This window comes from Pantoea sp. A4 (assembly GCF_000295955.2).
In the GTDB taxonomy this organism is placed as follows: Bacteria; Pseudomonadota; Gammaproteobacteria; order Enterobacterales; family Enterobacteriaceae; genus Pantoea; species Pantoea multigeneris.
Window position 1 is genome coordinate 1 of sequence record NZ_ALXE01000038.1, and the last position, 23,808, is coordinate 23,808.

At 54.8% G+C, this 23,808-nt stretch carries 22 protein-coding genes; 10 read left to right on the plus strand and 12 right to left on the minus strand.

What is annotated here, in order from left to right:
• Window positions 1–153: 153 nt before the first annotated feature.
• Window positions 154–438, minus strand: a complete 285-nt coding sequence (locus tag B880_RS0116640; protein WP_017348579.1) for a DUF1435 domain-containing protein — start codon at window positions 436–438, stop codon at window positions 154–156.
• Window positions 439–667: 229 nt separating this feature from the next.
• Between B880_RS0116640 and B880_RS0116645 the strand changes: the two genes are divergently transcribed.
• The 3 genes from B880_RS0116645 (at window position 668) to B880_RS0116655 (ending at window position 3,191) form a co-directional block, all read left to right on the plus strand.
• On the plus strand, window positions 668–1,756 hold the full coding sequence (locus tag B880_RS0116645) for a GGDEF domain-containing protein (RefSeq protein WP_017348580.1): 1,089 nt from the start codon (window positions 668–670) through the stop codon (window positions 1,754–1,756).
• A gap of 79 nt (window positions 1,757–1,835) precedes the next feature.
• Entirely contained in the window at window positions 1,836–2,633 is a 798-nt protein-coding gene (fhuF, locus tag B880_RS0116650; RefSeq protein WP_017348581.1) for a siderophore-iron reductase FhuF, read from the plus strand.
• 93 nt (window positions 2,634–2,726) lie between these two features.
• The gene (locus B880_RS0116655) at window positions 2,727–3,191 is read left to right on the plus strand and encodes a YbaK/EbsC family protein (RefSeq protein ID WP_017348582.1); all 465 of its coding nucleotides are present in this window, start codon (window positions 2,727–2,729) and stop codon (window positions 3,189–3,191) included.
• On the opposite strand, the gene B880_RS0116660 is transcribed toward B880_RS0116655, so the two are convergent.
• The 4 genes from B880_RS0116660 to B880_RS0116675 form a co-directional block, all read right to left on the minus strand.
• The gene (locus tag B880_RS0116660) at window positions 3,188–4,408 is read right to left on the minus strand and encodes an MFS transporter (RefSeq protein WP_017348583.1); all 1,221 of its coding nucleotides are present in this window, start codon (window positions 4,406–4,408) and stop codon (window positions 3,188–3,190) included. The genes B880_RS0116655 and B880_RS0116660 overlap by 4 nt on opposite strands.
• 206 nt (window positions 4,409–4,614) lie before the next feature.
• Window positions 4,615–5,601, minus strand: a complete 987-nt coding sequence (locus B880_RS0116665) for a nucleoside hydrolase (protein WP_017348584.1) — start codon at window positions 5,599–5,601, stop codon at window positions 4,615–4,617.
• Window positions 5,598–6,632 carry a LacI family DNA-binding transcriptional regulator gene (locus B880_RS0116670; protein WP_017348585.1) on the minus strand — a complete coding sequence of 345 codons (1,035 nt, stop codon included), beginning with the start codon at window positions 6,630–6,632 and terminating at the stop codon, window positions 5,598–5,600. The genes B880_RS0116665 and B880_RS0116670 overlap by 4 nt, the downstream gene beginning before the upstream one ends.
• 12 nt (window positions 6,633–6,644) lie before the next feature.
• A complete protein-coding gene (locus B880_RS0116675) occupies window positions 6,645–8,036 on the minus strand; it encodes an MFS transporter (protein ID WP_017348586.1) in 1,392 nt (463 codons plus the stop codon).
• A gap of 562 nt (window positions 8,037–8,598) precedes the next feature.
• On the opposite strand from B880_RS0116675, the gene B880_RS0116680 reads away from it, so the two are divergent.
• Window positions 8,599–9,156 carry a histidine phosphatase family protein gene (locus B880_RS0116680; RefSeq protein ID WP_026042718.1) on the plus strand — a complete coding sequence of 186 codons (558 nt, stop codon included), beginning with the start codon at window positions 8,599–8,601 and terminating at the stop codon, window positions 9,154–9,156.
• Here the strand turns inward: B880_RS0116680 and B880_RS0116685 are convergent.
• Window positions 9,153–10,103 carry a hypothetical protein gene (locus B880_RS0116685; protein ID WP_017348588.1) on the minus strand — a complete coding sequence of 317 codons (951 nt, stop codon included), beginning with the start codon at window positions 10,101–10,103 and terminating at the stop codon, window positions 9,153–9,155. The genes B880_RS0116680 and B880_RS0116685 overlap by 4 nt on opposite strands.
• An 87-nt stretch (window positions 10,104–10,190) precedes the next feature.
• A complete protein-coding gene (locus B880_RS0116690) occupies window positions 10,191–11,105 on the minus strand; it encodes a LysR substrate-binding domain-containing protein (RefSeq protein ID WP_017348589.1) in 915 nt (304 codons plus the stop codon).
• 123 nt (window positions 11,106–11,228) lie between these two features.
• Here B880_RS0116690 and B880_RS0116695 point away from each other — a divergent pair, with 123 nt between their 5' ends.
• Together B880_RS0116695 and opgB are read left to right on the plus strand one after the other, a co-directional pair.
• Window positions 11,229–11,618 (plus strand): tautomerase family protein, encoded by a 390-nt coding sequence (locus B880_RS0116695; RefSeq protein ID WP_017348590.1) that lies wholly within the window; start codon window positions 11,229–11,231, stop codon window positions 11,616–11,618.
• 189 nt (window positions 11,619–11,807) lie between these two features.
• The gene (gene opgB / locus B880_RS0116700) at window positions 11,808–14,099 is read left to right on the plus strand and encodes a phosphatidylglycerol--membrane-oligosaccharide glycerophosphotransferase (protein WP_017348591.1); all 2,292 of its coding nucleotides are present in this window, start codon (window positions 11,808–11,810) and stop codon (window positions 14,097–14,099) included.
• A gap of 43 nt (window positions 14,100–14,142) precedes the next feature.
• On the opposite strand, the gene B880_RS0116705 is transcribed toward opgB, so the two are convergent.
• Window positions 14,143–14,853 carry a GNAT family N-acetyltransferase gene (locus B880_RS0116705; protein WP_017348592.1) on the minus strand — a complete coding sequence of 237 codons (711 nt, stop codon included), beginning with the start codon at window positions 14,851–14,853 and terminating at the stop codon, window positions 14,143–14,145.
• A 107-nt stretch (window positions 14,854–14,960) separates the two neighbouring features.
• On the minus strand, window positions 14,961–15,341 hold the full coding sequence (locus B880_RS0116710) for an RcnB family protein (RefSeq protein ID WP_017348593.1): 381 nt from the start codon (window positions 15,339–15,341) through the stop codon (window positions 14,961–14,963).
• Between the two features lie 321 nt (window positions 15,342–15,662).
• On the opposite strand from B880_RS0116710, the gene B880_RS0116715 reads away from it, so the two are divergent.
• Entirely contained in the window at window positions 15,663–16,328 is a 666-nt protein-coding gene (locus B880_RS0116715) for a YecA/YgfB family protein (RefSeq protein ID WP_017348594.1), read from the plus strand.
• Between the two features lie 122 nt (window positions 16,329–16,450).
• Entirely contained in the window at window positions 16,451–17,626 is a 1,176-nt protein-coding gene (locus B880_RS0116720) for a serine hydrolase domain-containing protein (RefSeq protein ID WP_017348595.1), read from the plus strand.
• Between the two features lie 202 nt (window positions 17,627–17,828).
• Here the strand turns inward: B880_RS0116720 and B880_RS0116725 are convergent, their stop codons facing one another.
• Complete coding sequence (locus B880_RS0116725) at window positions 17,829–18,707, minus strand: helix-turn-helix transcriptional regulator (RefSeq protein WP_017348596.1); 879 nt, start codon at window positions 18,705–18,707, stop codon at window positions 17,829–17,831.
• A gap of 108 nt (window positions 18,708–18,815) precedes the next feature.
• Here B880_RS0116725 and B880_RS0116730 point away from each other — a divergent pair, with 108 nt between their 5' ends.
• Both B880_RS0116730 and B880_RS0116735 read left to right on the plus strand, forming a co-directional pair.
• Window positions 18,816–20,240 carry an MFS transporter gene (locus B880_RS0116730; RefSeq protein ID WP_026042720.1) on the plus strand — a complete coding sequence of 475 codons (1,425 nt, stop codon included), beginning with the start codon at window positions 18,816–18,818 and terminating at the stop codon, window positions 20,238–20,240.
• 78 nt (window positions 20,241–20,318) lie between these two features.
• Entirely contained in the window at window positions 20,319–21,584 is a 1,266-nt protein-coding gene (locus tag B880_RS0116735; RefSeq protein ID WP_017348598.1) for a mechanosensitive ion channel family protein, read from the plus strand.
• A gap of 37 nt (window positions 21,585–21,621) precedes the next feature.
• On the opposite strand, the gene B880_RS0116740 is transcribed toward B880_RS0116735, so the two are convergent.
• A complete protein-coding gene (locus B880_RS0116740; RefSeq protein WP_157060575.1) occupies window positions 21,622–23,229 on the minus strand; it encodes a purple acid phosphatase family protein in 1,608 nt (535 codons plus the stop codon).
• A gap of 65 nt (window positions 23,230–23,294) precedes the next feature.
• Window positions 23,295–23,808, minus strand: a 514-nt coding sequence (locus tag B880_RS0116745; RefSeq protein ID WP_017348600.1) for an RNA-guided endonuclease InsQ/TnpB family protein, incomplete at its 5' end; no start/stop codon positions are given.

The following is a 23,808-nucleotide window of genomic DNA, read 5'->3' on the forward strand; positions in this document are numbered from 1 at the left end:
AAGTCCCTCCCTTCGCACCACGTTGTCTTAAGATGTATCCCCTCAGCACGACTTCCGAAGATTCTCTTCAATTTTCTTAAAAAAAATCAAAAAAATTACAGCAGACGTTTCTTCGTCCGCATGTTGTCATTTGTCAGCTATCCCGCCCGGCAATCAGGCGAGATGGAAATTCACTGATACAGCAGCCAGTCCACTTGCCAGCGCCAGGCAAGACGGCAGTAACATGAAGTGACGCAAACGACGATGGAACAGCATCACCACGGTCAGCAACAACGCCACGACCATCACCACACGCCATTCGCCAAAGCCCGGTTTCAAGAGCGCCAGCAACGGCAGCGCCGCGCAGGGTAATAACACTCCCCAACCACTGTCCAACCGCTTACCCATCATCCAACTGACTGCCCACAATGCGCAGGCTGCTATGATCGCCATCACCATTGCCCGACCCTCAAACGATAACCATTCCTATTAGCATATGGTAATAACTCTCATTTTGCAGCTTATTTTTGCTGCCACACCCCATCTGGATGACAGTTCAGAGGGAAAGTGATAAATTGCCGACGTAATCATTCTCCATTACAAACATAATAATTCCTCCTGGTCCGTCAGAAGTAATAGCGCTGTCGGGTTGTGCTTTGATATTTCAAAGCCATCACGAGTATGAATAATGAAACTTTTGTCTTACGATGAATTGAAACACAGCAAATATCAGTTATCACTTAAGCTTTTCCTGTTTTTAAATATAATAGTGGCCCTGTTTCGCATGTTCCCCTTTATCGGGGGAAGCGCATCAGGCCTCAGTTGGCCGTTGGCGAGCGTCGCTTTATTCTCTCTGCTATGCATCGCCTTGTGCTTTATCCTACCCAAAGGAAAATATTGTTTATTATCTCCTGTAGCACTGGCTATTGGATCTTTATGGGCATGGAATATTAACTATAAATTCCAGTTAATATTCCATTACGATAGTAGTTTCTTAATAGTAAGCTTACTGAGTATTTTCTTTATCTGTGCAATTGCTTTAAGCGACTATCTGTTTGCCTTTACATTAGCCACCCTGCCACCCGCTATTGTGGTGCTGGTTCTGGACCAGGGACAGCATATTCCCGCCATACTGCTGACGATTTTACTGCCGCTAGTCGGCTTCTCTTTACAACACTATATGCGTCGATGTCTGGATGGCTTTACGCATCGCATGATGCGCCAGCTCCATGAGGAAAAGCAGACATTCAGCAATCTCAGCATGATGGACCCTCTCACCGGGCTCTATAACCGACGGGGCCTGACCAACCGGCTGGAAAGCATTCTGGAGCACCACGCGGGAAGCCACTATGTACTGCTGCTGGATATCGACCATTTCAAAGCCTATAACGACAATTATGGTCATGCGATGGGCGATCAGGCGTTGTCTCGGGTTTCTGCGGCCATTCGTGATGCGGTGCGATCGCGTGATGTGGTGGCCCGCTACGGCGGAGAAGAATTTCTGGTGCTGATCACCAACGTAAACGCCACCATTGCCCTGCGCATGGCGGAGCGTATCCGGCAGCACGTGCTGGATCTGGCCATTCCGCATCGGTTTAATGACAAGGTGTCGACCCACGTGACCATCAGCGCGGGGTTTGCTTTGATGGAAGGCGATGACTTTGAACTGGCGGTCGCCAGTGCCGATCGTGCCCTGTACGTGGCGAAAAACTGCGGCAGGAACACCATTCTCAGCGCGGAGGATCTGCCGGTAAATACACATATCGAAACCGGATAAGCCACCTTCGCCAGCTTGTAGATGCTATCGGGAACGATTATCATTAACCTTCCCATTTAAACTGCATCTCAGGAACGGCATGGCTATTATCGCGCGTCAGGACAATCGCTTTGGCGACCTTGCTCCGATCTTCCTGCAACACAGCCGGCCGCTGGCGGTGGCGCTGCGCGATCTGCTGCAAGAACAGCGTAGCTACCTGCTAGAGAGCATTAAACTGGGAGAAGCCGCCCCTGCGGAGAGCATGACATTGGCGCACTGGGGCCAGCCTGCGCAGTTCACTGCCCTGAGCCAGCGCTACAGCGACTACCTCTACCGTGACCATCCTGACCATGTGCAGGAGAGTAAGCCGGTGCAATCACTCTGGGCACAGTGGTATTTTGGCCTACTGGTGCCGCCTGTGATGATGGCGCTGCTGCTGGAGCCCCGCGCGCTGGACTGCTCACCGGAGCATATTCGCGTACAGTTTCACGATAATGGTCATCCTGCCGTGTTCTGGTTTGATGTACAGGAAGATCAGGCAGCACGCTACCTCAGCCCGGTACAACGTATTGATCGCCTGATCCATCAACATTTGATCCCTGCAGTGGCGGGCATCACGCGTCACGGTGGGATTAATGCCAAGCTCATCTGGAATAATATGGGCTTCTCTTTCTGGTGGTTCCTGGGTGAACTCAAAAACCAGTTAGACCCGGACCTGTGCAGTCAGTTAGAGCAGCAGCTCTTTCACACCCCGCAATTGCTGGACGGCAGTGATAATCCGCTGTATCGCACCATGATCCTGCGCCACGGTCAGATGGAACGTCGCAGTTGTTGCCAACGCTATCGCATTCCTGATGTCGCCCAGTGCGGTAACTGCACGCTGGCCGCTAACAGTTAAAAACGCATTCTGTTACCCATTCGCTTTGCCCCCCGTTTACAGATCTGCTCGCTTATGGCAGTTTTACGCCATTAAACCTAAGGAAAGAGCATCATGAGTCTGGAGTCGGTACGGCAGTTCTTTGCAGATAACGCACCTGAAATCGATATTATTGAGATGCCGCACAGCACCGCAACGGTGGAGATGGCGGCACGAGTCCACGGTGTCACACCAGGGCAGATTGCCAAAACCCTGTCACTGAAAGTCAAAAATGAAGTGATCCTGATTGTGACGCGCGGCGATGCCCGGCTTGATAACCGCAAGCTGAAAGCGACTCTGGGTTCAAAAGCGCGCATGCTAAGCGTAGATGAAGTGATTAACTGGACCGGCCATCCGGTGGGTGGTGTCTGTCCGTTTGGGCTGGAACACCCGCTGCGCGTCTATTGCGATGTTTCGCTGCGCAGCTTTGAGGAGGTTTTACCGGCCGCAGGCGCCATCCATAGCGCCGTACGTATTACGCCGCAGCGCATGGCTGAACTGACTGCGGCGAAATGGGTTGATGTGTGCGAAGGCGCTTAATCGCGCTGTTCTGATACTGAGCCGGAGATCTGCAAACCACGGGTCTCCCGGCCAAACGCAACAAACAGACAAATCAGCACCGCGACCGTTCCCGCAACAATCGCCATTCCTAAGCCGTAGTTGCCACCATGCGCTTCAGCAATGCGTGACTGTACTGTCGCATTCACCGACGCAATCAGGTTACCTAACTGGTAGACAAAGCCTGGCAACACCGCACGAGCGTTGGCTGGCACCAGTTCGGTCAGATAGGTCGGGATAACCCCCCACGCGCCCTGCACCATAAACTGCATCAGGAATGCGCCGATACCAATCGCCCACGATCCGCTGGAGAACGCCCACAGCGGCAGCACCGGCAAGGCAAGGAAGGCCGCCAGGATAATCGCTTTCTTGCGTCCAATCCGCTCTGACAGGCTCCCGAAGGTGATCCCTCCCAACATGGCCGCAATATTGTAGGCAATGGCAATAATACTGACGGTGTGCGGATCAAACTGGTGCTGCACTTTCAGGAAGGTCGGATAGAGATCCTGAGTGCCGTGGCTGAAGAAGTTAAAACAGGCCATCAGCAATACCATGTAGATACAGATCTTCCAGTGCTGACGAATAATCGGCAGCAGCGCATGGCTCTCTTTGCGCGCTTTCGACGCCAGCCACACCGGTGATTCCGGCACTTTGAAATAGATATACGGCAGCAGCAGGATCGGCAGCGCGCCAATCAGGAACATGCCGCGCCAACCCACCGATTCAAAGCACAGCCCAAATACAATCGATGCCAGTAAGTAACCACACGGATAACCCGCCTGGAAAATACCGGACATCAAACCGCGTGAACGGTCGGGGATGGTTTCCAGTGCCAGCGAAGACGCCACGCCCCAGATGCCCCCCATCGCGATGCCGTAAATAATGCGGAACGCAAGGAAGGCGGTAAAAGTTGGAGACCAGGCAGAGAGCAGCTCAAACAGCGAGAACATCACAATATTGAGCATCAGAATCGGTCGACGACCATATTTTTCCGCCAGACGACCAAACAGCAGTGCGCCGATGGGGCGCACGGCCAACGTGAGCATAATAGCCAGTGAAACATCGGAAACGGAGGTGTGGAAGTATTGTGCTAAGTCGCTCAATACAAACACCAAAATAAAGAAGTCGAACGCATCCAGCGTCCAGCTAGCGAAACTGGCGAAAGCCACATTCCGCTGGGTAGGGGTCCAGTTAAACATAAAAGTATCCTGTTACGCGCTTCTGGCTCATCGGCCAGAATATTTTTAGAAATTGCACCGTGAAGGCGCTGATGTGTGCTTACTATTTTTATATAGCACGCGCCGCGTAACTGGCTGTGAAGGCATTTGTCAGCTGATAATTCTGGTTGTAAATAAGTGTCATACTTAGTGATATTGCTTCAGCCGGGGCGTACCCCGGCGAAAGGTTAATGCGGCAGGGATTTTAAAGCGGATTCAATCATTTCCAGTAAAAGCGCATTGTTCACGCTATGTAACACATGCACCTGCGCGCCGGTCTGAGGTGGGATGCCAATATCCAACCGCAGCGGCTCCCGATAACGCCAGCTTTTGCCCCGCGTGGCACCCGCACGCAGTTCAATATCCACGCGATAATCCATGCCGCAGGCCACCTGTTGATTGAGCAACCAGGCCACCACCAACGCATCATGGATCCAGCTGCCAGGAAGCTGACGGGTGCGAACGGAATAGTCGATCCACGGGCGTAGCGTCTCACGCACAAAATCGGCCAGCGGGTGATCTACCGCCGTGACGCGCGTCAGATCAGGTTGGGTCATCAAGGTTTGCGTAGTGACATCCATGGGCACCAGCGTAATGGCTGCGCCGCTGTGCAGTACCTGATGTGCCGCCTCGGGATCAAAACCAAAGTTGGTATCTTTGATGTAGTCATCAACGGCAAACACGCCACCCATAATGACAATTTCCGCGACCGATTCCGCCATGGCCGGAAAGCGCGTCAGCGCCTGCGCCACGTTGGTCAGCGGGCCAATCGCCACCAGGGTGATCTCGCCGGGGTTGTCACAAATCAGCTTGCCCATCGCCCCTGCGGCATCATTACCATCTGGCGATAACGCCTCGGGCTTACGCACGCTGCGCCATAAATCTTTAAGCTCTGCCGAATCATTTTTACGATCCAACAGCTCGCGCCACGGTCGCGGATCTTCTTTCAGTGCCTGTAATGCCCCCTGCACCACCGGAATTTCCGCTCCTAAGCGCGCCAGCAGGTCTTTGGCGACCTGCGCTCCTACCGCACTCGGCGTATTGCCGCTGACGGTGGTAATCAACTCTAGCGACAGCGCAGGTGAAGCCAGCGCCAGCGAAAGTGCCAGCCCATCGTCTGTATTGGCACCTGCGATGCCATTCCCCGGATCACAATCAATAATTATACGTTTCATGGTTTTTTCATTATTTTGCCTGTGCCTGAACAGCCACAGGATTCGCCGATTTCCAGATAGTGGGGGAACTCCTCCACTCGTGCTTCACCGTCCCAGGACTTCAGCATGGCGATGGCGCGCCGGGCCAGTTCATCGACCGGCTGACGCATGGTAGTAATCGCCGGGACATGAAATCCCGACTGGTCGGTTCCGTTAAAGCTCACCAGCGCAACATCGTCCGGCACGCGTAAGCCACGTTCCTGTAATGCACGCAGACAGCCCATCGCCTGCGCTTCGTTGCTGGTGAACAAGGCGCGCGGCATTTGCGGCAACGCCAAAATTCGCTGGGTAGCGTCATAGCCACCCTGACGCGTGTAGCTGGTGGAGAAAATCAGTTCAGGCCTCGGCTCCATACCGTAGCCCTGTAGCGCATCACGCCAGCCCTGAATACGATCCTGGGCGTTTTGCATCGCCAGTGGGCCGGCGATCATGGCAATGGTGGGATAGCCGTGGCTGAGCAGATGGTGCGTTGCCTGAAAAGCCGCATAGCGTTCGTCGACGCGCAGAATACTTACGCCTGGCTGGACTTCTACCCGATCAAGCATCACCAGCGGCGTACCGCTGGCGGTGATCATCTCAATCCACGGCTGACGATCGACACTGGTGTAAAACAGGCCATCCACCTGGCGGCTGAGCAAGCCCTGAATCACCTCTTGCTCACGCTTCCGGTCGTCGCCCGCATCACCTAACAACATCACATGGCCGTGACGCATCGACTCATGCAACAGCCGATGCGCCATGGAAGCGACAAAAGGATTGCTGATATTTGGCACCACCAGGCCGTAGGTTTTAGTGCTACCAGAAGCCAGGGCGCGGGCAACACCGTTAGGCCGATAACCGGTCTGTTTAATCGCAGCCAGAACCCGCTCACGCGTGGCCTCAGCCACCGGGCGCGGGCCGTTATTGATTACGTAGCTCACCACGGCAACGGAGGTTCCCGCTACGCGGGCCACATCGCTGCGCGTGACACGTTCGGATTTAGGCGGTGCCAATCATCACTCCTGTTATGCCGCGTCTTCGGGCAAGTTGAGGTCGCGCCCACGGGTTTCCGGGGCAAAGAAGGTGGTAATAAAGCCCACGGATGCCATTAACGAGAAGTAGAGCGCAATCGACCACCAGTGGCCGGTGTAAGAGAGCAGCGCTGCCGCCACCAGTGGCGCAGTGCCGCCAGAAATAATCGACCCCAGCTCCTTCGCCACCGCCATTTTGCTGTAGCGATGACGTACACCAAACAGCTCCACGCCCCAGGCGGCCTGTACGCCAAAAATACCCAGCGAAGCCAGAGCCATACCCACGACAATCACCGGGATGACAATCGCGGGTTCGCGGCTATCCAACAGGGAGAAGGCAGGCCAGGCGTACACCATCAGCAACAAGCAGAAGCAGCGATAGGTAACGCGGCGACCAAAGCGGTCTGACAAGAGGCCAGCCAGCGGAATGATCAGAAAGCCGAGGAGTGAAGCAATCAGCACGGCGGTGGTAGGGACAGATTTATCCACCATCAAGACCTTCGCGACATAGCCCACCATAAAACCCTGAGCCAGATACGAAGGGCCATTTTCGCCAATGCGCAATCCCACCATCAGCCAGAACGCCCGGCTACGCTGCCAGAAACTGCGCGTATCCTGAGGTTCAGCCTGTTGCAGCGTCTCAGCACGTTGTGCCTCCAGTTCCGCTTTACGCTGCTCGAACACCGGGGTTTCGCGCAGATGGCGGCGGATCCACAACGCAGCCAGCGCAATCAGCACGCTGCTTAAGAAAGGAATACGCCAGCCCCAGGCCAGTAAACTTTGCGGATCCATCTGTACCACAATCAGCCATACCAGGGCGGCCAGCAAGGTTCCGCTGTTTGACCCAAGTGCAATCACAGAAGAGACCAGACCGCGCCGTTGCGTTGGAGCATATTCCCCCAGCATCACCGTTCCACCGGAGAGCTCAGCACCCGCGCCCAGCCCCTGGGTAAAGCGTAAAATCACCAGGCAGGTCGGCGCCCAGACGCCAATAGTGGCATAGGATGGAATCAGGCCGATGAAGGTGGTTGAAGCGCCCATCAGAATGATGGTGATAATCATCACGACTTTGCGGCCGTGGCGATCGCCAATCCAGCCGAACAGCACAGCACCTATCGGACGCGCAATAAAGCCCACCGACCAGGTAGCAAAACTGGAGAGCAAAGCCATAGCAGGTGTGGCGTGGGGGAAGAAGACATCGCCAAAGATAATGCCGGCGGCAAGGCCATAGAGAGCGAAATCCGCATACTCCATGGCGGTGCCAAGCCAGCAAGATAAGGTGGCACGCCAAAACGCTTTGCGGCCAGAAGGTGTTGCGAAACGTGCATCTGCGGCATTTTCAGCAGCGGCGGCTGCTGATATGTCGGCGGTCTTATGTACCGTCATAACAATTCCCTGATGTAGGCAGATCGATCAAACGCCTTCCCTGACGCAACACTCGCTAATGCGGGTATTGCCGGTGGCGACGTTGAAGAGGGCAAACCATGATGAGAGGTCAGTGAATTCCCTGGTGTTGGAATTTTTTACTGCTGCTTCTGGTGTTGGTTTTTAACATCGCCAATCGTTTCAGAAAGCAGAAGAACTGAACTTTCACTGGGCCGTTTTTACATCGGGCACCGTGAGCAATCACTGTACCCTTAGTGTATCTACGCGCGTAGATAAATCAAGCAAAAGAATGAAAAACGATCATTTTAATTCACCATTTATAATGTAATTGGATTGATTTGCGAGCAAATACAGCGAGTTAATGCTAAATTAAGCATATATATTAACCGGTACCGTTACGTGATTAACTAATAAAGCTTATCATTTGCAAAGTTTTGTGTGCCAGGTCTCTAAAACGAGCACGAGGGTCGCAAAGCCGCATGACCAACTGATGACAGTGGAGCTGATTTCTGTAAAAGTTCAACAAGAGGCTGTGTCACCGACCCCCGAATACAGAGGTGCTATGACGATAATATTGATGCGCCACGGCAAACCTGACCATCCGAATGCAGGTGTACTGGATGCCGCTGGCGTCGCTGCATGGTGTGCAGCCTACGATCTGGCTGGGGTGTGCGATCACCCGCCGCTGCGCAGCCAAACTATTGCGGCAAATGCGGGCATTATTGTGAGCAGCTCTCTGCCGCGCGCCCGCGCTTCGCTGGAACGCCTTGGCTTACAGCCTTGCGAAGTGAATGACCTGTTTTGTGAAGTCGGGATCCCACAGGTGAAAAGTAAACGCCTGCAACTGCCCACCACGCTCTGGCTGGCCGTATTGCGTTTACTGTGGCTGTGCGGGTATCAGGATGGGCAAGCTGAATCTTTGCAGCACGCCCGCCAGCGTGCCGTGCTGGCGGCGGAACGACTGATTACCCTGTCGCAGCAGGGAACCGTGCTGTTAGTCGGACACGGCATCATGAATAAAATGATTGCCCGACAGCTACGCAAGCGCGGATGGCAAGCAGAAAAACATGCCAGTAGCCGCCACTGGAGCACGGCTATCTATCATCGTCCGTTTATTTAACCGAGCAGGAAATAACTGAGCACTTCACAGCCGGTTCCGGCATTCGGTGTGGCAATCACCTTGCGTGAGGCCAGGTCAATGACGCTCAGCGTGCCGTCCCCCTCATTGGCAATCAGCAGCGTTTTTTTATCCGGGCTAAAACAGCCGTCCATCGGCTTCTCCCCCACCGCGATGTCGCCCAGGGGGTTCAACAGATCGTCAAACAGCGAGATCGCCGGTTCACGATCGCCAACCGCAACCAGCAGATCGCCATCCGGGCTAAAGCGTACGACCTGACAGGGCTTTTGATGTCCCGGTAGCGCCAGCCGCTGGCGGACACGGTGGCTCTGGCGATCAACAACGTACAGCAATGGCTTATCGGCTGCGCTGGCTACCAGATAGGGGTGTTTAGGTGACGCCGCGATCCCGGCGATTGGACCAGGCAATAGCACCGTATCAATGACCCGCCCCTGTTTCTCACACAGATCCACCACGGTGATGCTGGCATCCTCTTCGTTATCGGTAAACAATTTGCGGCCGCTGGGCGAGAGCGTCAGTCGGTGGGCATTATGCGAAGGGATGGGAATGGTTTTTTCTACTTCATCACGTTCGGGATCGATCACTGCTACAACTGCGCTGTTTTCACAGCAGATATAGACTTTGCCATCGCGCCCCAGTTGCCCACTGTGTGGCGACTGCAACGGACGCAGATCAATAAATTTGCTGACCTGCCTGTGACGCAGGTCGATGACGGCAATTTTATGCCCCGGATGTGGATTATTACCATGGATGCCATCGCCATAAATCGGCACATAGGCTTTTTCCCACTGTGGCAGTATCAGTAATTCATGGGGACGCGGTGGAAAAGCATTCAACTCAGTTTCCACTGCAAAGGTCTCAGGATTAAGAAACAAGACACGGTTGCCCTGTTTATCGACAGCCAGTAAGCCATGGGTGTGCTGCTGCATAACGCCTCCTTTCTGAATCAATGACCTCTGGGTTAAGCGTAGCCAACCCTGCCAGCTATGCAGCAGCAGCGGCACAAAAGGTATCTATCAAGCCCTTTCAAACTGCGCGCGTAGCCAATGGGTAAAAGTGGTGACCGCGCGTGGCACCTGGGCGCTAAAAGGGCGCACCATCCACAACCGGGATGCAAAGGCTTCGGTTGGCTGCCACTGGGTGAGCACCTCGGTCAGTGAGCCGTTTGCCAGCGCCTCTTGCGCGCTGAAGTCGGGCAACATGGCAATTCCCAACCCCTGAATGGCCGCATCACGAATGGATTCGCTGTTGTTAGTGGCAAAGCTGCCATGAATCCGCACCTGCTCTTTTTCCCCGGCCGATTGCGCACTGCTGAAGGTCCAGCGGGGTGATTCAATGCCGCGCGGATAATAGAGGCAATTATGCTGTTGCAGATCTTGTGGCCGCTGAGGATGCCCATGACGGGCCAGATATTGTGGCGCGGCCACCAGCAAGGTGCGCGTCTCGCACAACGGCAGGGCTACGTGGGTTTCAGGCAAGCTATCACTGTGGCGAATCGCCAGATCAAATCCTTCACTGCCCAGGGAAACGATGCGATCGGAAACGTTGAGCTGGAGCTGCACCTGAGGAAATTCCCGCAGGAACTCACCGATAATCGGCACTAACTGCTGGCGCGCAAAGGCAACGGGCGCGGTCACGCGAACCAGGCCGCGTACTGGCCCAGCCGCATCGCGTACGCTGAAAAAACTCTGTTCGATGCGTGAGAAAGGCTCCCGTAACTCCTCCACCAGCTTTTCACCTGCGGCGGTCAACCGCACGCTGCGCGTGGTACGTTGCACCAAAGCCACACCGGCTAAGGCTTCAAGCTCTTTAATTTTCAGGCTCATCGCGGCTTTGCTCACTTCGAGGCGCTCAGCGGCACGGGTAAAACTGCCCTGCTCTGCCAGCACCGTCAACCAGTGCAAATGGTCCCAGATTGCGTCGGTTTTCATAGCCACCTATTGTTCAAAATAGTAAACAATCATTTTAAACCACGCGCTTTTTCTTTGCGTCAGAAATTGCCAGAATTGCCCCAACGAAACAGATTCTGTTTTACTTTTATCGGGGAGATCACCATGCCATTACTGCAATTTGACGTTATCCAGGGCCGTTCTGAGTCAGAATTACGTACTTTACTCGATGCGGCACATCGCGCCGTTTTGACAGCATTCAAAGTTCCTGAGCGCGATCGTTATCAAATTGTTCAGGAAAACAAATCCTACCAAATGGTATTTCAGGATACTGGGCTGGGTTTCAGCCGAACGGATAACCTGGTGATGGTGCGCGTTTATACCAGCCCACGCTCAAGCGAGCAGAAACAGCTTTTCATGGCTGAACTGGCGCGCGAGCTACGTGAAAGCAGCGGTGTGCAGGGGAATGACCTGATGATTAGCTTTATCACCAATGACAAAGGCGACTGGAGCTTTGCCGATGGTGAAGCACAGTACCTGACCGGCAAGTTGTAATCGCTTTTCGCGGTGGCGGAGGCTCAGGCCTTCGCCAGCCATTTCAGAGCAATCCTAAACACTGCTTAAACCAACTTTCGAGCAACCACGCAAAACTGTTAGCCAACATTGCAGCATGATGACAGCAGGGTTAAATTGGCGAAAAAGCACAAGAAACGTCCTTTCGCTGACCTTTCCTGAGAAATTATCATGTATGAATCTATTTCTGTGGCGCTGTTTCTGGCCGCAATCGCTGTTTATAGCTACAAAGCCGGGAATCACCGCTTCTGGTTCGGTCTGGTCATCACGCTGCTGGTTCTGTTTATTTTGCTCAATGCCACGTTGCTCGCCAGCAACTACTTTACCGGCAGCGGCATTACTGATGCAGTGGTCTACACCCTCACCAACAGCCTGACCGGTGCCGGTGTCAGCAAATACGTGGTGCCTGCACTCGGGCTGATAGTGGGTTTATGCTCACTGTGTTATCTCCTGAGTTGGCTGCTTCGCCGCCGCGATCGCCCACACCATTTAGGCTGGAGCCTGCTGGCCGTGGCCTGCGCTGCCGGATCAGTACAAACCACGCCTGCATTTCGCCAGGTCAGCGGACTGATAGCCGCTCATACTCAGGCTGCCGACTCCGATTTTGAAGACTATTTCAAAGAGCCAAAGAAAAGCATTCCGCAGCCAAAACTGAACGTGGTTTATATCTACGGTGAGAGTCTGGAACGGACCTATTTCAATCAACAGGCCTTCCCGGATCTGGCACCCGAACTGAGCCGGGAGAAAGATCAAAGCCTGGATTTTAGTGAGACGGAACAACTGCCGGGCACCGACTATACCATTGCCGGCATGGTGGCTTCGCAGTGTGGTATCCCGCTATTCGCCCCCTTCAACGGCAATGCGTCAGCAGCACTCTCTAGCTTCTACCCGCAGAATATCTGCCTGGGCGATATCCTGAAAAACTCGGGCTATGAAAACTGGTTTATTCAGGGCGCGGATTTACGCTTCGCGGGCAAAGATGTGTTTCTTCGCTCGCACGGCTTTGATCCCAGTCACATGTACGGTTCACAAGAGTTGCAGAGCCGGGTGGCCGATCCGAATTACCGTAATAACTGGGGTTATTACGATGACACGGTGATGGATGAGGTCTATGAGAAATTCACCGAGCTGTCGCGGGAAAATAAGCGCTTTGCGCTGTTCACCCTGACGGTGGATACGCACCACCCGGACGGCTTTATCTCCCGCAGCTGCCAGCGCAAAAGCTACAGCTATGATGGCAAACCTAATCAATCTTTCAGCGCCGTGGCCTGCTCACAGGAACATGTCGCACGGTTGATTGAGCGTATTAAAGCCTCTCCTTATTTTAAAAACACCGTCATCGTGGTGGGCTCCGATCACCTCGCCATGAACAACACCGCCTACCCGTATCTGCTTAAACAGCCACGACGCGATCTGTTTATGGTGATTCGCGGCGATCAGCCCGAAGCGAAAATCATTGAGGGTAAACGTAGCACGCTGGATAACGGCGCAACGCTGCTGGATATCCTCGGCGGGGATAATTTTATCGGGCTGGGGCGGAGTAGCCTCTCCTCCACGTCCCTCTCAAGCACCTTCGACAACATGACGCAGAAGGTCACCGCGTGGAAAGCCGACATCATTCAACTGTGGAACTTCCCGAAAAAACTCGACACCTTTACCCTCGATCAGCAGAAGAACACCTTCAGCTTCTCCGGCTCCACCTTCAAAATGCCGATTCTGTTCCGTATTACCGATCAGCACGTTGAGCCGCTGCCGGAAGGGGAATATGCCGCACCGCTGCGCTATCAAATCAGCGATTTTGCGGCTGGAGAGAAATTTGTCTGGGTCGATCGCTGTTATAAAGTTGCCCGCCTGTGGCAGCCAGACCTGGCGCTGTCGACCGATCTCTGTATGGCCGTGGGTCAAATGGGCGGTAAACCCAGCGTAACCCGCGTTGATCAACCGATCTGGAAAGGGAAAATTCACTGGCCTGATAGCACGCTAAGCGTTAATCAGTATGAAGAGAACGTAGCGAATGCACGTATCAAAGAGAACGACATCCGCTACCCGGCCAACAGCTTTATCTTCGCCATTCCCGGTGCACCAGCCAGTGTGAAACAGTTCAGTGGCATTTCACGTCAGGAGAACTGGGGACGCTGGTCTAATGCGAATCTGGCGCCCAGGGTGACCATTGAGTATAACGATCCCCTCCCGGCGAACTTTGAGCTGGTGATTACCGCGCGCGCGTTTGGGGACAATATCGGTAAACCCATTCCGGTACAGATCGGCAATCAGGTGCAAAACCTGGTGCTGAGTGAGGCATTCTCAACCACGACGCTGCGCTTTAATAACCCCGGAGCCAGCCAGACGCTGACCATTACACCACCCGATCCGCAATTCAGCGATCTGGATAATATTATCGGTCAGGCACCGCGCAAGTTAGGTATTGGCATGCGTGAAATCAAAATTGTGCCGCAGGAATAAAGTAGAGAGCCGCTATCATGTTTTGATGATAGCGGCGCGGGAATCAGCCTGCGCGCAGCGCTTCCAGCGCGCTGTGCTGTTGGCCTTCCGGCGAAAAGTTTTCCTCTGCCAGCCAGCGAGTGAACCCCAGTTTTACCTGCGGCCACTCGCCATCAATAATTGAGTACCACTGGGTATCGCGGCTGCGTCCCTTGTACACAATCGCCTGACGGAAGGTGCCTTCAAAGGTAAAACCGAGCCTAAGTGCTGCACGGCCAGAGGGCGCATTCAGGCTGTCACACTTCCACTCGTAGCGACGGTAGCCAAGCTCATCAAAAGCGAAAGCCATCAGCAGGAAATGCGCTTCTGTTGACAGTCGGGATCGCTTCATCAGCGGCGAGAAAGCCACGTGCCCCACTTCCATCACACCATGTTCCGGCACAATACGCATCAGGGCTAGCGTTCCCACTGCCTTGCGCGTTGCCAGATCAATCACCGCGTAATGTTGTGGATCACGACTGACTTCTAACTGCCGGGCATAGCCCAGATACTCCTGCTCATTCGCAAACGGTCCGCTGAACATGTAAGTCCAGTCGCTGCCGTCAGGTGCAGAAAGATACGCCGCCGCTAAATCATGGCCATGCCGCTCGCTATTAAACGGTTCAAGACGACAGTAGCGTCCTTGTAATACGCAAGGTTCGGGAAAGGAACGCACCTGCCAGTCTGGCTGTGGTGCGCCTATGGGTTGCCCCGAGGAATTACTGTAGTGCGTCATGCCAGCTCCCTGTATCAGTGAAAAATACAGAGTGCCATTACGCAGGCGTTGCTGGCAATCGGGGAAATCAGCGCAGGCGACCTGGCTCGCACGCCGCCTGCCGCCGTTTAACCTTTGAAGAAGATATCGCCTGACACACCTTTCACAATCCGGCCACCTTCATCGGTGATCAGGATGTAGTTTGCATTGATGTAGGCCCAGTGTGTACCGGCATCAGGTGCAGACAGATTACGCTTCTGCCATTCGGTGATGGTGTAAGTTTTGTCAGTGTAAGCCTGCGGGACAATATCCCCCACTTTGTACTCTTTGTAATCAATGACCATCGTGGTGAGATCGAACTTGCCTGGCTTAGCCTGTGGTGCTGCGGCTGGCGTCTCTGGCTGAGCCGCCACTGGCGCCTGAGGCTGCGCATCTGCTGGTGCAGTTGCCGCAACCTGTGGTGGCTGTGGCACTGCCTGTGCATCTTCAGCCTGAACAGCGAGACTCATGCCTCCCAGAAGCAACCCTGCTGTGAATAAAACGACTTTACTCCTGACCATACTTACTCCGCGTTAATTTTTATTTATCAAGGCTCAGGGTTAGGACACCCCGACAAGGCGCAAGGTTCCGGCAACAGTTTGCCAATCCGCCCTGCGGCAGTGCCGCGTAGTTTACCCTGCAAGCGGGTAGCTGCACGAAAGAATTTGTGTCAGAAGTTAACCGTTTTACCTCAGGTCCACGCTGATGGGGCATAATTTAACGGCTGGCGGGTGTTACTCGCCGCAAAGCCGATTACAATGCTGCCCCCCACCGGTAGAGAGAGACGCCCGATGAAAGATGAACCTTTGAATGAAAACGAGTTGACATGGCTGGAAGAGATTCTGGAAAAGTACAGTAATGATGCCTCCGTGGTGGACGTCTCTGAGCTTGATGGCCTGTTGACTGCCGTACTGTCCAGCCCGGTCGTGGCTGAGCCGAGTGAGTGGCTGGTGGCCGTGTGGGGTGGTGAGAAAAACATTCCAAAATGGACCAATGAGCGGGAAATGAACCGCTTCATCAACCTCTGCTTCCAGCACATGAGCGACATTGGTGAGCGTCTTGAGCATTATCCCGATCAGTTTGAACCGCTGTTTGGCGTTAACGAGATGGAAGGCCGCGAGTTCACCGTGGTTGAAGACTGGTGCTTCGGCTATATGCGCGGAGTCGATTTAGCGAACTGGCCAGCGCTGCCCGCCGGCCTGCAAACCCAACTGGATGCGATTGCCCTGCACGGCCGTGATGAACAACTTGAGGCGCTGGAAAGCCTGACGCCTGAAGCCTTTGCCGACAGCATTGAGGCCATCAAACCTGCGGCACTTGAGCTGTATGACTATCTGAGCAGCCTCGAAGTCGAGGAGCCAGAACCTCAGCAGCCGGTGGTTAATGAGAATAAAGTAGGCCGTAACGATCCTTGCCCCTGTGGCAGCGGCAAAAAGTTTAAGCAGTGCTGCCTGTAATCCTCTGATGTTCTCAGGGTGCGCAAGCGCCCTGAGTTTTCCCAGGCACACAAAGCTACTCCTCCAGCAAAAATAATCCGTTACTCTGCACATCTCCTGTACAACATTAGGAAGATGCTGTCATGAATATCCCCACTTCAAATTTGCCTTCACGCCCTGCTATCACCCATGCCGTCCACACGGCTATCAACCAGCAGCGTCTGGTCGGTGCGGTGGTGCTGGTCGCCCATCGTGGCGAACTGGTGCATGTCCAGGCCAGCGGATTAGCCGATCGTGAGCAGCAGCGTGCCATCGATGTGGATACCCTGTTCCGCCTGGCTTCGGTGTCTAAACCGATTGTTTCAACCGCAGCGTTGGTGCTGATTGCACAAGGCAAACTGGCGTTGGATGAGGATATCCGCCGCTGGCTGCCAGACTTCACCCCGCGTTATGACAGTAAAACCGATGCCGTGATTACCGTGCGCCAGCTGTTGAACCACACCGCGGGGCTAAGCTACGGTTTTTATGAAACGGACAGCCATTGCCCACTGGCGAAAGCGGGGGTTTCTGATGGTATGGATAGCAGCCCGGTTACGCTGGCGGAAAATATGCGCCGCCTGGCCAGTGTACCGCTGCTGTTCCCACCGGGCAGCGCCTGGTGCTACTCGCTCTCGGTCGATGTACTGGGCGCAGTGATTGAACAGGTGTTTGGTGCTCCGCTCCAGGTAGCCGTGCGCGAACTGGTTACCGGCCCACTGGGCATGCACGACACCGGTTTTAGCGTTGACAGGTCGCAAGCTCAGCGCCTGGCAACACCATACGTCAACGATCACCCTCAGCCACACATCCTGCAAGAAGATGAAAAGGTCAGTGATGATGAGACCACCGTCGGGGTGACGTTCAGTCCCGAGCGCATCTTTAACGCTGCGGCATTTCCTTCTGCGGGTGCCGGAATGGCAGGCAGTGCGCCCGATTTATTGCGCTTGCTGGAGGCGCTACGCGCCAATCAAGGTGCTATTTTGCCACCAGAACTGATCGCAGAAATGGGTCGTGACCAGATCCCCGGCTTCGAGATGCCAGATGCACCGGGTCAGGGTTTTGGCCTCGGCTTCTCGGTCCTGCGCGATCCACAAGCGGCAGGCTCTCCCGCATCCCCCGGCACCTGGCGCTGGGGCGGCGTTTATGGCAACTCCTGGTTTGTCGATCCCGTGCGGGAAATCAGCGTCGTAGCAATGACCAATACGCTGTATGAAGGCGTAGGCGGTGCCTTTGTCGAAGAACTGCGCAATGCGGTCTATGCCAGCCTGAAAGACGCGTAAAAGAGGAAAATCCCTGTTTTTAAACGGGGATTACCTTTTCACAGTGTTATATGCGATTGCCGTCAATCGCTGATACTTATCGCGGCAAAAATGCCCAGCCCAGTACGGATAATCGCCTACTGGCGAACTCTCCACTATCCCCGTTGTTTTGTGGGGGATTGGTAAAAGATTCCTCATTTCAGTCGCGCTATTCGTTAGATCACTACGGCCCCACCGCTTGTGCATCCAGCCATGCCAGCGCCTGCTCTCCGGCTTCATCCATGGGTAAATAGACCAGCAGTCGCGATCCATTACGTGGGGCGGAGAACCAGTACATCTGTTGCAGGCTAAAGCGGCCCAATTGAGGATGATTAAACCATTTCACCTTATTTTCGACGCCACGAACGTCATAACGCTGATGCCATAAGGCTTCAAACTGTGGAGAAACTGCAAAGAAGCGCGCCAGTTTGTTTTCCCATTCAGGATCGCCGCGATGCTCAGCCATTGCCGCACGGAAATAGGAAACAAAGGTCGACAGTACCTCGGGATCGTCAATGCGAGCACGCCAGACCGGATGCGTAAGATAGAGATAAATACAGTTGCGATCTTCTGGCGCGATGGTGTCGAAATCAATGCCCATCAGGCGGCAAAAACTGCTGTTCCACGCGACAATATCAAAGTTGGATCGCTGAATGCTGGCGGGCTGCGGCATCAGGCTATCCAGCATGCGGCGCGTCCCTTCACTGATACCTTCACAATGTGGCATCTGAGGTGATTCGGGTGGCGTCAGGCCTGCCAGCACAAACAGGTGACGCGTCTCCAGTGGGCTGCACTGGAGTGCGACAGCCACCGCAGTCAGCACCGTTGCAGAAGGATTCACCTCTCTCCCCTGCTCCAGCCACGTGTACCAGGTGACGCCCACATCCGCCAGCATCGCCACCTCTTCTCGCCTGAGGCCGGGCGTGCGCCGACGCCCCACGCGGGGCAGGCCAAGCCGCTGAGGATCGAGGCTTTCACGCCGCGCACGTAAAAATGCACCGAGTTGCTTACGTCGATCATCGGTAGCCACGATAGAGGCTTCCGGTTGCAGCAGGATTGTCATGATCTCTCCAGACGGGTAGTACCAATACCAGTATAAGCAGGAACTGGTACCCGTTTACGTTATCAGCGATGCTACGGCCATCTGCAACATGACGCAATGAGAACCGCTATGAATTCGTCTACTGTTTCACCCGGTCGGGCTGGGCTGTTTCTGTTATTAACCGGGCAGATGTTGCCTATGATTGATACGTCAATTACCAACGTCGCGCTGGATTCCATCACCGCGTCACTGCACGCCAGCGCGACCCAACTGGAGCTGATTGTTGCTCTGTACGGCGTCGCCTTTGCGGTGTGCCTCGCCATGGGCAGTAAGCTGGGCGATAACTATGGTCGCCGTCGTCTGTTCTTATGGGGTGTCGCGCTGTTTGGCCTCGCTTCACTGCTGTGTGGCGTTTCCCAGTCGATTACCCAACTGCTGTTGGCCCGGACTATTCAGGGTGCTGGCGCGGCGCTGATTGTGCCGCAAATTCTTGCCACCCTGCACGTCACGTTGAAGGGTCCGGCGCATGCGCGTGCCATCAGCCTGTATGGCGGCATCGGCGGCATTGCGTTTATTGTTGGTCAGATGGGCGGAGGATGGCTGGTTTCAGCGGACATTGCCGGTATGGGCTGGCGTAACGCCTTCTTTATCAACGTGCCAATCTGCCTGTTGGTGCTGGCATTTAGCCAACGTTATGTGCCGGAAACGCGCCGTGATGAACATGCCACCATCGACTGGCAGGGCACATTCAGTCTCGCGCTGATCCTCTGCTGCCTGCTGTTCCCCATGGCTTTAGGGCCGGAACTGCACTGGCCATGGTCATTACGTTTGCTGCTGGTAGCGGTGTTGCCATTATTGTGGTGGATGAGAGTCAGTTCATTGCGCAAACAGGCACGCAATCAGCATCCGTTACTGCCGCCGCGCTTGCTGAAACTCACCAGCATTCGCTTTGGTATGGCCATAGCGCTGCTGTTCTTTAGCGCCTGGTCGGCATTTATGTTCTGTATGGCACTGACGATGCAATCCGGGCTGGGCATGGCACCGTGGCAGTCGGGTAATAGTTTTGTCGCGCTGGGGGTTGCCTACTTTGTTTCTGCGCTGTACGCGCCAAAGCTGATCGCACGCTACAGCATCAACCGCATTCTGTTGACTGGGCTGGGCATTCAGATTGTCGGCCTGGCACTGCTGTGTATCACCCTGAAAATGTTCGGCATGCAGACATCAACGCTGGCGCTGGCTCCGTCGACGGCGTTGATTGGTTATGGTCAGGCGCTGATTGTGAACAGTTTCTATCGCATTGGTATGCGCGATATCAACGCCAACGATGCGGGTGCCGCCACCGCCATTCTCAGCACCTTGCAGCAAGCGACGCTCGGCCTGGGGCCAGCCATTTTAGGGTCGCTGTTCCTGGCCTTCACCCATCACAACGGGGGTAACTATCCCCAGGCGCTGATTGGCTTCCTGCTGGTAGAAATGGTGATGATGCTGATATTAGGGGCCATTACTCTGTGGCTACGCCAGCGCCTCAGCGTCGCTCCGGCCCCAGTCTTGTAATTTTTCGCTGCATAACGTCACCCTTTACCTGCCTGATGGCCAGAGGCGATGATACCCGCCGAATCAACAGGAGACGTTATGCAGCAATTTATCGCGCAACTGGCCACTTTTGGCTTCGACATTACCCCAACCACTTCGCTAGCCCTGGTCGCTGGCATCATGATACTGACCGCCCTGGTCATCCACCTGATCCTGCATCGACTGGTGCTGCGCACCTTTACCCGTCGCGCACAATCGAGTCGCCGTTTGTGGCTGCAAATCATCACGCAGCATCAACTTTTTCAACGGGTTGCCCTGCTGCTACAAGGGGTGATCGTGCAGATACAGGCGCGGCTGTGGCTGCAAGCGGGTAGCGAGGCGAGCAATATCGTCACCACCTGCGCTCAGCTGTGGGTGATGCTTTATACCCTGCTGGCTTTCTTCTCACTGCTGGATGTCATTCTCAACCTGTCACGCAAGCTGGCCGTTGGAACACAGCTCCCTCTCAAAGGCATTTTCCAGGGGATTAAGCTGGTCAGTGCGATCCTGGTGGCTATCCTTGCCATCTCGTTACTGCTCGGGCAGTCCCCCGCTATTCTGATCAGCGGATTAGGCGCGATGGCAGCGGTGCTGATGCTGGTATTTAAGGATCCGATCCTCGGGCTGGTGGCGGGCATTCAGCTCTCCGCCAACGATATGCTTAAACTGGGTGACTGGCTGGAGATGCCAAAATATGGCGCAGATGGGGCGGTTACCGATATCGGCCTGACCACGGTGAAGGTACGGAACTGGGACAATACCATCACTACGATTCCGACCTGGTCACTGGTTTCTGATTCATTCAAAAACTGGAGTGGCATGTCAGCGTCTGGCGGTCGCCGTATCAAACGGAGCATCCACATTGATACCAGTACTATCCATTTTCTGGATGCCACCGATCAGCAACGTCTGATGCAAGCCCGACTGTTACAGCCCTACATGGCTGAGCGCCAGCAGGAAATTGCACAGTGGAATCAGCGCAACAATACCGAGCTTGCATCAAATACCGCCGAAACTTCCCTGCTTAATCAGCGCAAGATGACCAACGTCGGAACCTTCCGTGCCTATCTGCACGCCTATTTGCGCCAGCACCCGCATATCCATCAGGAGATGACGCTGATGGTGCGCCAACTCGCACCTGACAGCCATGGCTTGCCGCTGGAGATCTACGCGTTTACCAACACCGTGGTTTGGGCAGAGTACGAGGCGATTCAAGCGGATATCTTCGATCATCTGTTCGCGGTGATCGCCGAATTTGGTCTGAAAGTCCATCAGGTGCCAAGCGGTAGCGATTTACGCGCCCTGCTGAACACTCCTAACGGATGACATGATGAGAAGGGGCGCCCCAGCGCGCCCCTGGCGTTTAGCTATCCCGACGTGGTCGACGCAGGATAAAACTCTCAAACGCTTTGCTCTGCCCATCCGGGCCGGTGACATCGTAGTAGGTCACTTTAATCGTGGTGTCATCCCCTGGATGCTGGCCGGGGTCAAGCTCAAACCCAGCAAAGCCATAGGCGCGAGCGGCGTTACGCACCGCTGACCAGGGGGCTTCCTCTTCCACATACACCGGGCGGCGTTTGCCGTTGACCGGATTACGCTCCGCAACGGCGGTAATCACCCGACAACGCGGCGGATTGAAGAACAGCTGATTCGAGGGCGCGCTGGTGCCGCCCCCGCCAATCACCATATGGACCGTGCCTTTGGTGGTATCGATCACATCGGTTGCCGTAGAGACATGAATGGGTGTCAACGTGCTGTTCTGCTGCTGGCCGCGTAGCGGGTGGGAACGTTCGTAATGGTGCTCATGCCCGCACACCACGAGATCCACGCCATATTTATCGAACAGCGGCAGCCACTCCTGACGAATCCCCAGATCGGCACCGTTGAATTTATCGGCGGTGGAGATCGCCACCTGATGCATACACACGATAACCCAGTCGATCCCCGCATCGGCACGTGCCGCCGCCAGTGCCTTCTCCAGCCAGGCCTTTTGCTGGCCTTCCGAGTAACCCCGCACATAAGAGTCACCCGCATCCTGATAGCAGACATCATCGTTAGCGATCGCAATCACCCTGACTGAACCGGCGGTGAAGCTGTACCACAGGCCGTGTGTCACCTCAGTTTGGTTTTCCGCTTCCGGCAGTGAGAAGTAAGTCTGGTAAGCCCGATAACCAATCGGTCCGTTACCCAGTTCGTTCTCATGGTTGCCCGGCGAAGGCATCCACGGACGGTTACGCGCACTGCGCGTATTGTTGTTCCAGAAATCCCACCAGGTGCGGACGCGATCTTCCGCCAGGTTGGCGTAGCAGAGGTCGCCGTTAAACAGGTGGAACAGCGGGGTAAGACGCTCAACACCCAGCGTGGTATCTCCCGCCGCCGGTGAGCCGAGATTATCATTGATATATATCGACTTAATTGCCGAGCTGGGCTTGCCCTCGTGTACCGTTTGCACTTCCACCAGACGGCCCAGCGTCGGGGTACCCTGGTCACCAAAGCTGGTAAACGTGAGTTTCTGGCGACCGCATGGAGAGGTGCGGAAGGTGCCAAATTCAGGCGCAGCCCCTTCATGCAGGGCCGCATAGAGATAAGCGGTATTCGCCTGGAGGCCAGCTATTTTTGCGTGCCACGCGTAGACAGTTTGCTTTGATTTACCGTCGACGTAGTGCTTCATTTCGGCACTGACCACCTTCTCAAAGCTGCCATCTGGTCGTCCCAGAATCACCTGCGGTTGTGAAACCGGCTGTAGGGTATGCCAGGAGACAACCACTTCACTTGATGCATCCGCACCGAACTGAATATGCAGGCCGCTGACTGGCGCATGCTCACCGCCCGGCTGTGGCAGGGCAACCGCGTGGCTGGCAAGCGCACTTTCGCCCTGTTCCGCCATCGCGTTAAATGAAGTTGTTAGCAGGCCACCCGTCGCAATACCTGCGGCGGTGAGTAAGCGTCTGCGGGAGATCTCCGTCATCATTAATCCTTAGCTGATTGACATCCTCCCCCACCTTCACGCTACGCGACTCAGGTGGGGGATCCCGTTTACAGGGTGGCTACCTGATTACTCAGTCGCCGGGTTCCTGCTGCTGACGGCATTAACGCACCGTTCACTTCACAGGCTAAAACGGCATGTCCTGCCGCTAAAATATTACGCGCGCCGTTTATATCCGCGTTCTCTTTATAACCGCACTCAAGACAAATAAAGCGGGATTGAGACTGACGGTTATCTTTATGCGTATGACCACAACAGCCGCACTTCTGGCTGGTGTACGCAGGATTTATCGCTAACACCTGACCGCCTCGCCAGCATTGTTTGTACTCAAGCTGACGGCGCATTTCGTACCAGCCCTGATCCAGTATCGCCCGGTTTAGCCCTGATTTTGCCGCGACATTGCGCCCCGGTTCGTCTGCCGTTCCTGCCGCCGATTTTGAGAGGTTTGACACCTTCAGGTCCTCAATCACTATCATCGCGTGGTTTTTGCTGATGGTTGTGGTGACTTTGTGAAGGTAGTCGCGTCTGATATTGGCGATATGCACGTGTAAGCGGGAAATTTTC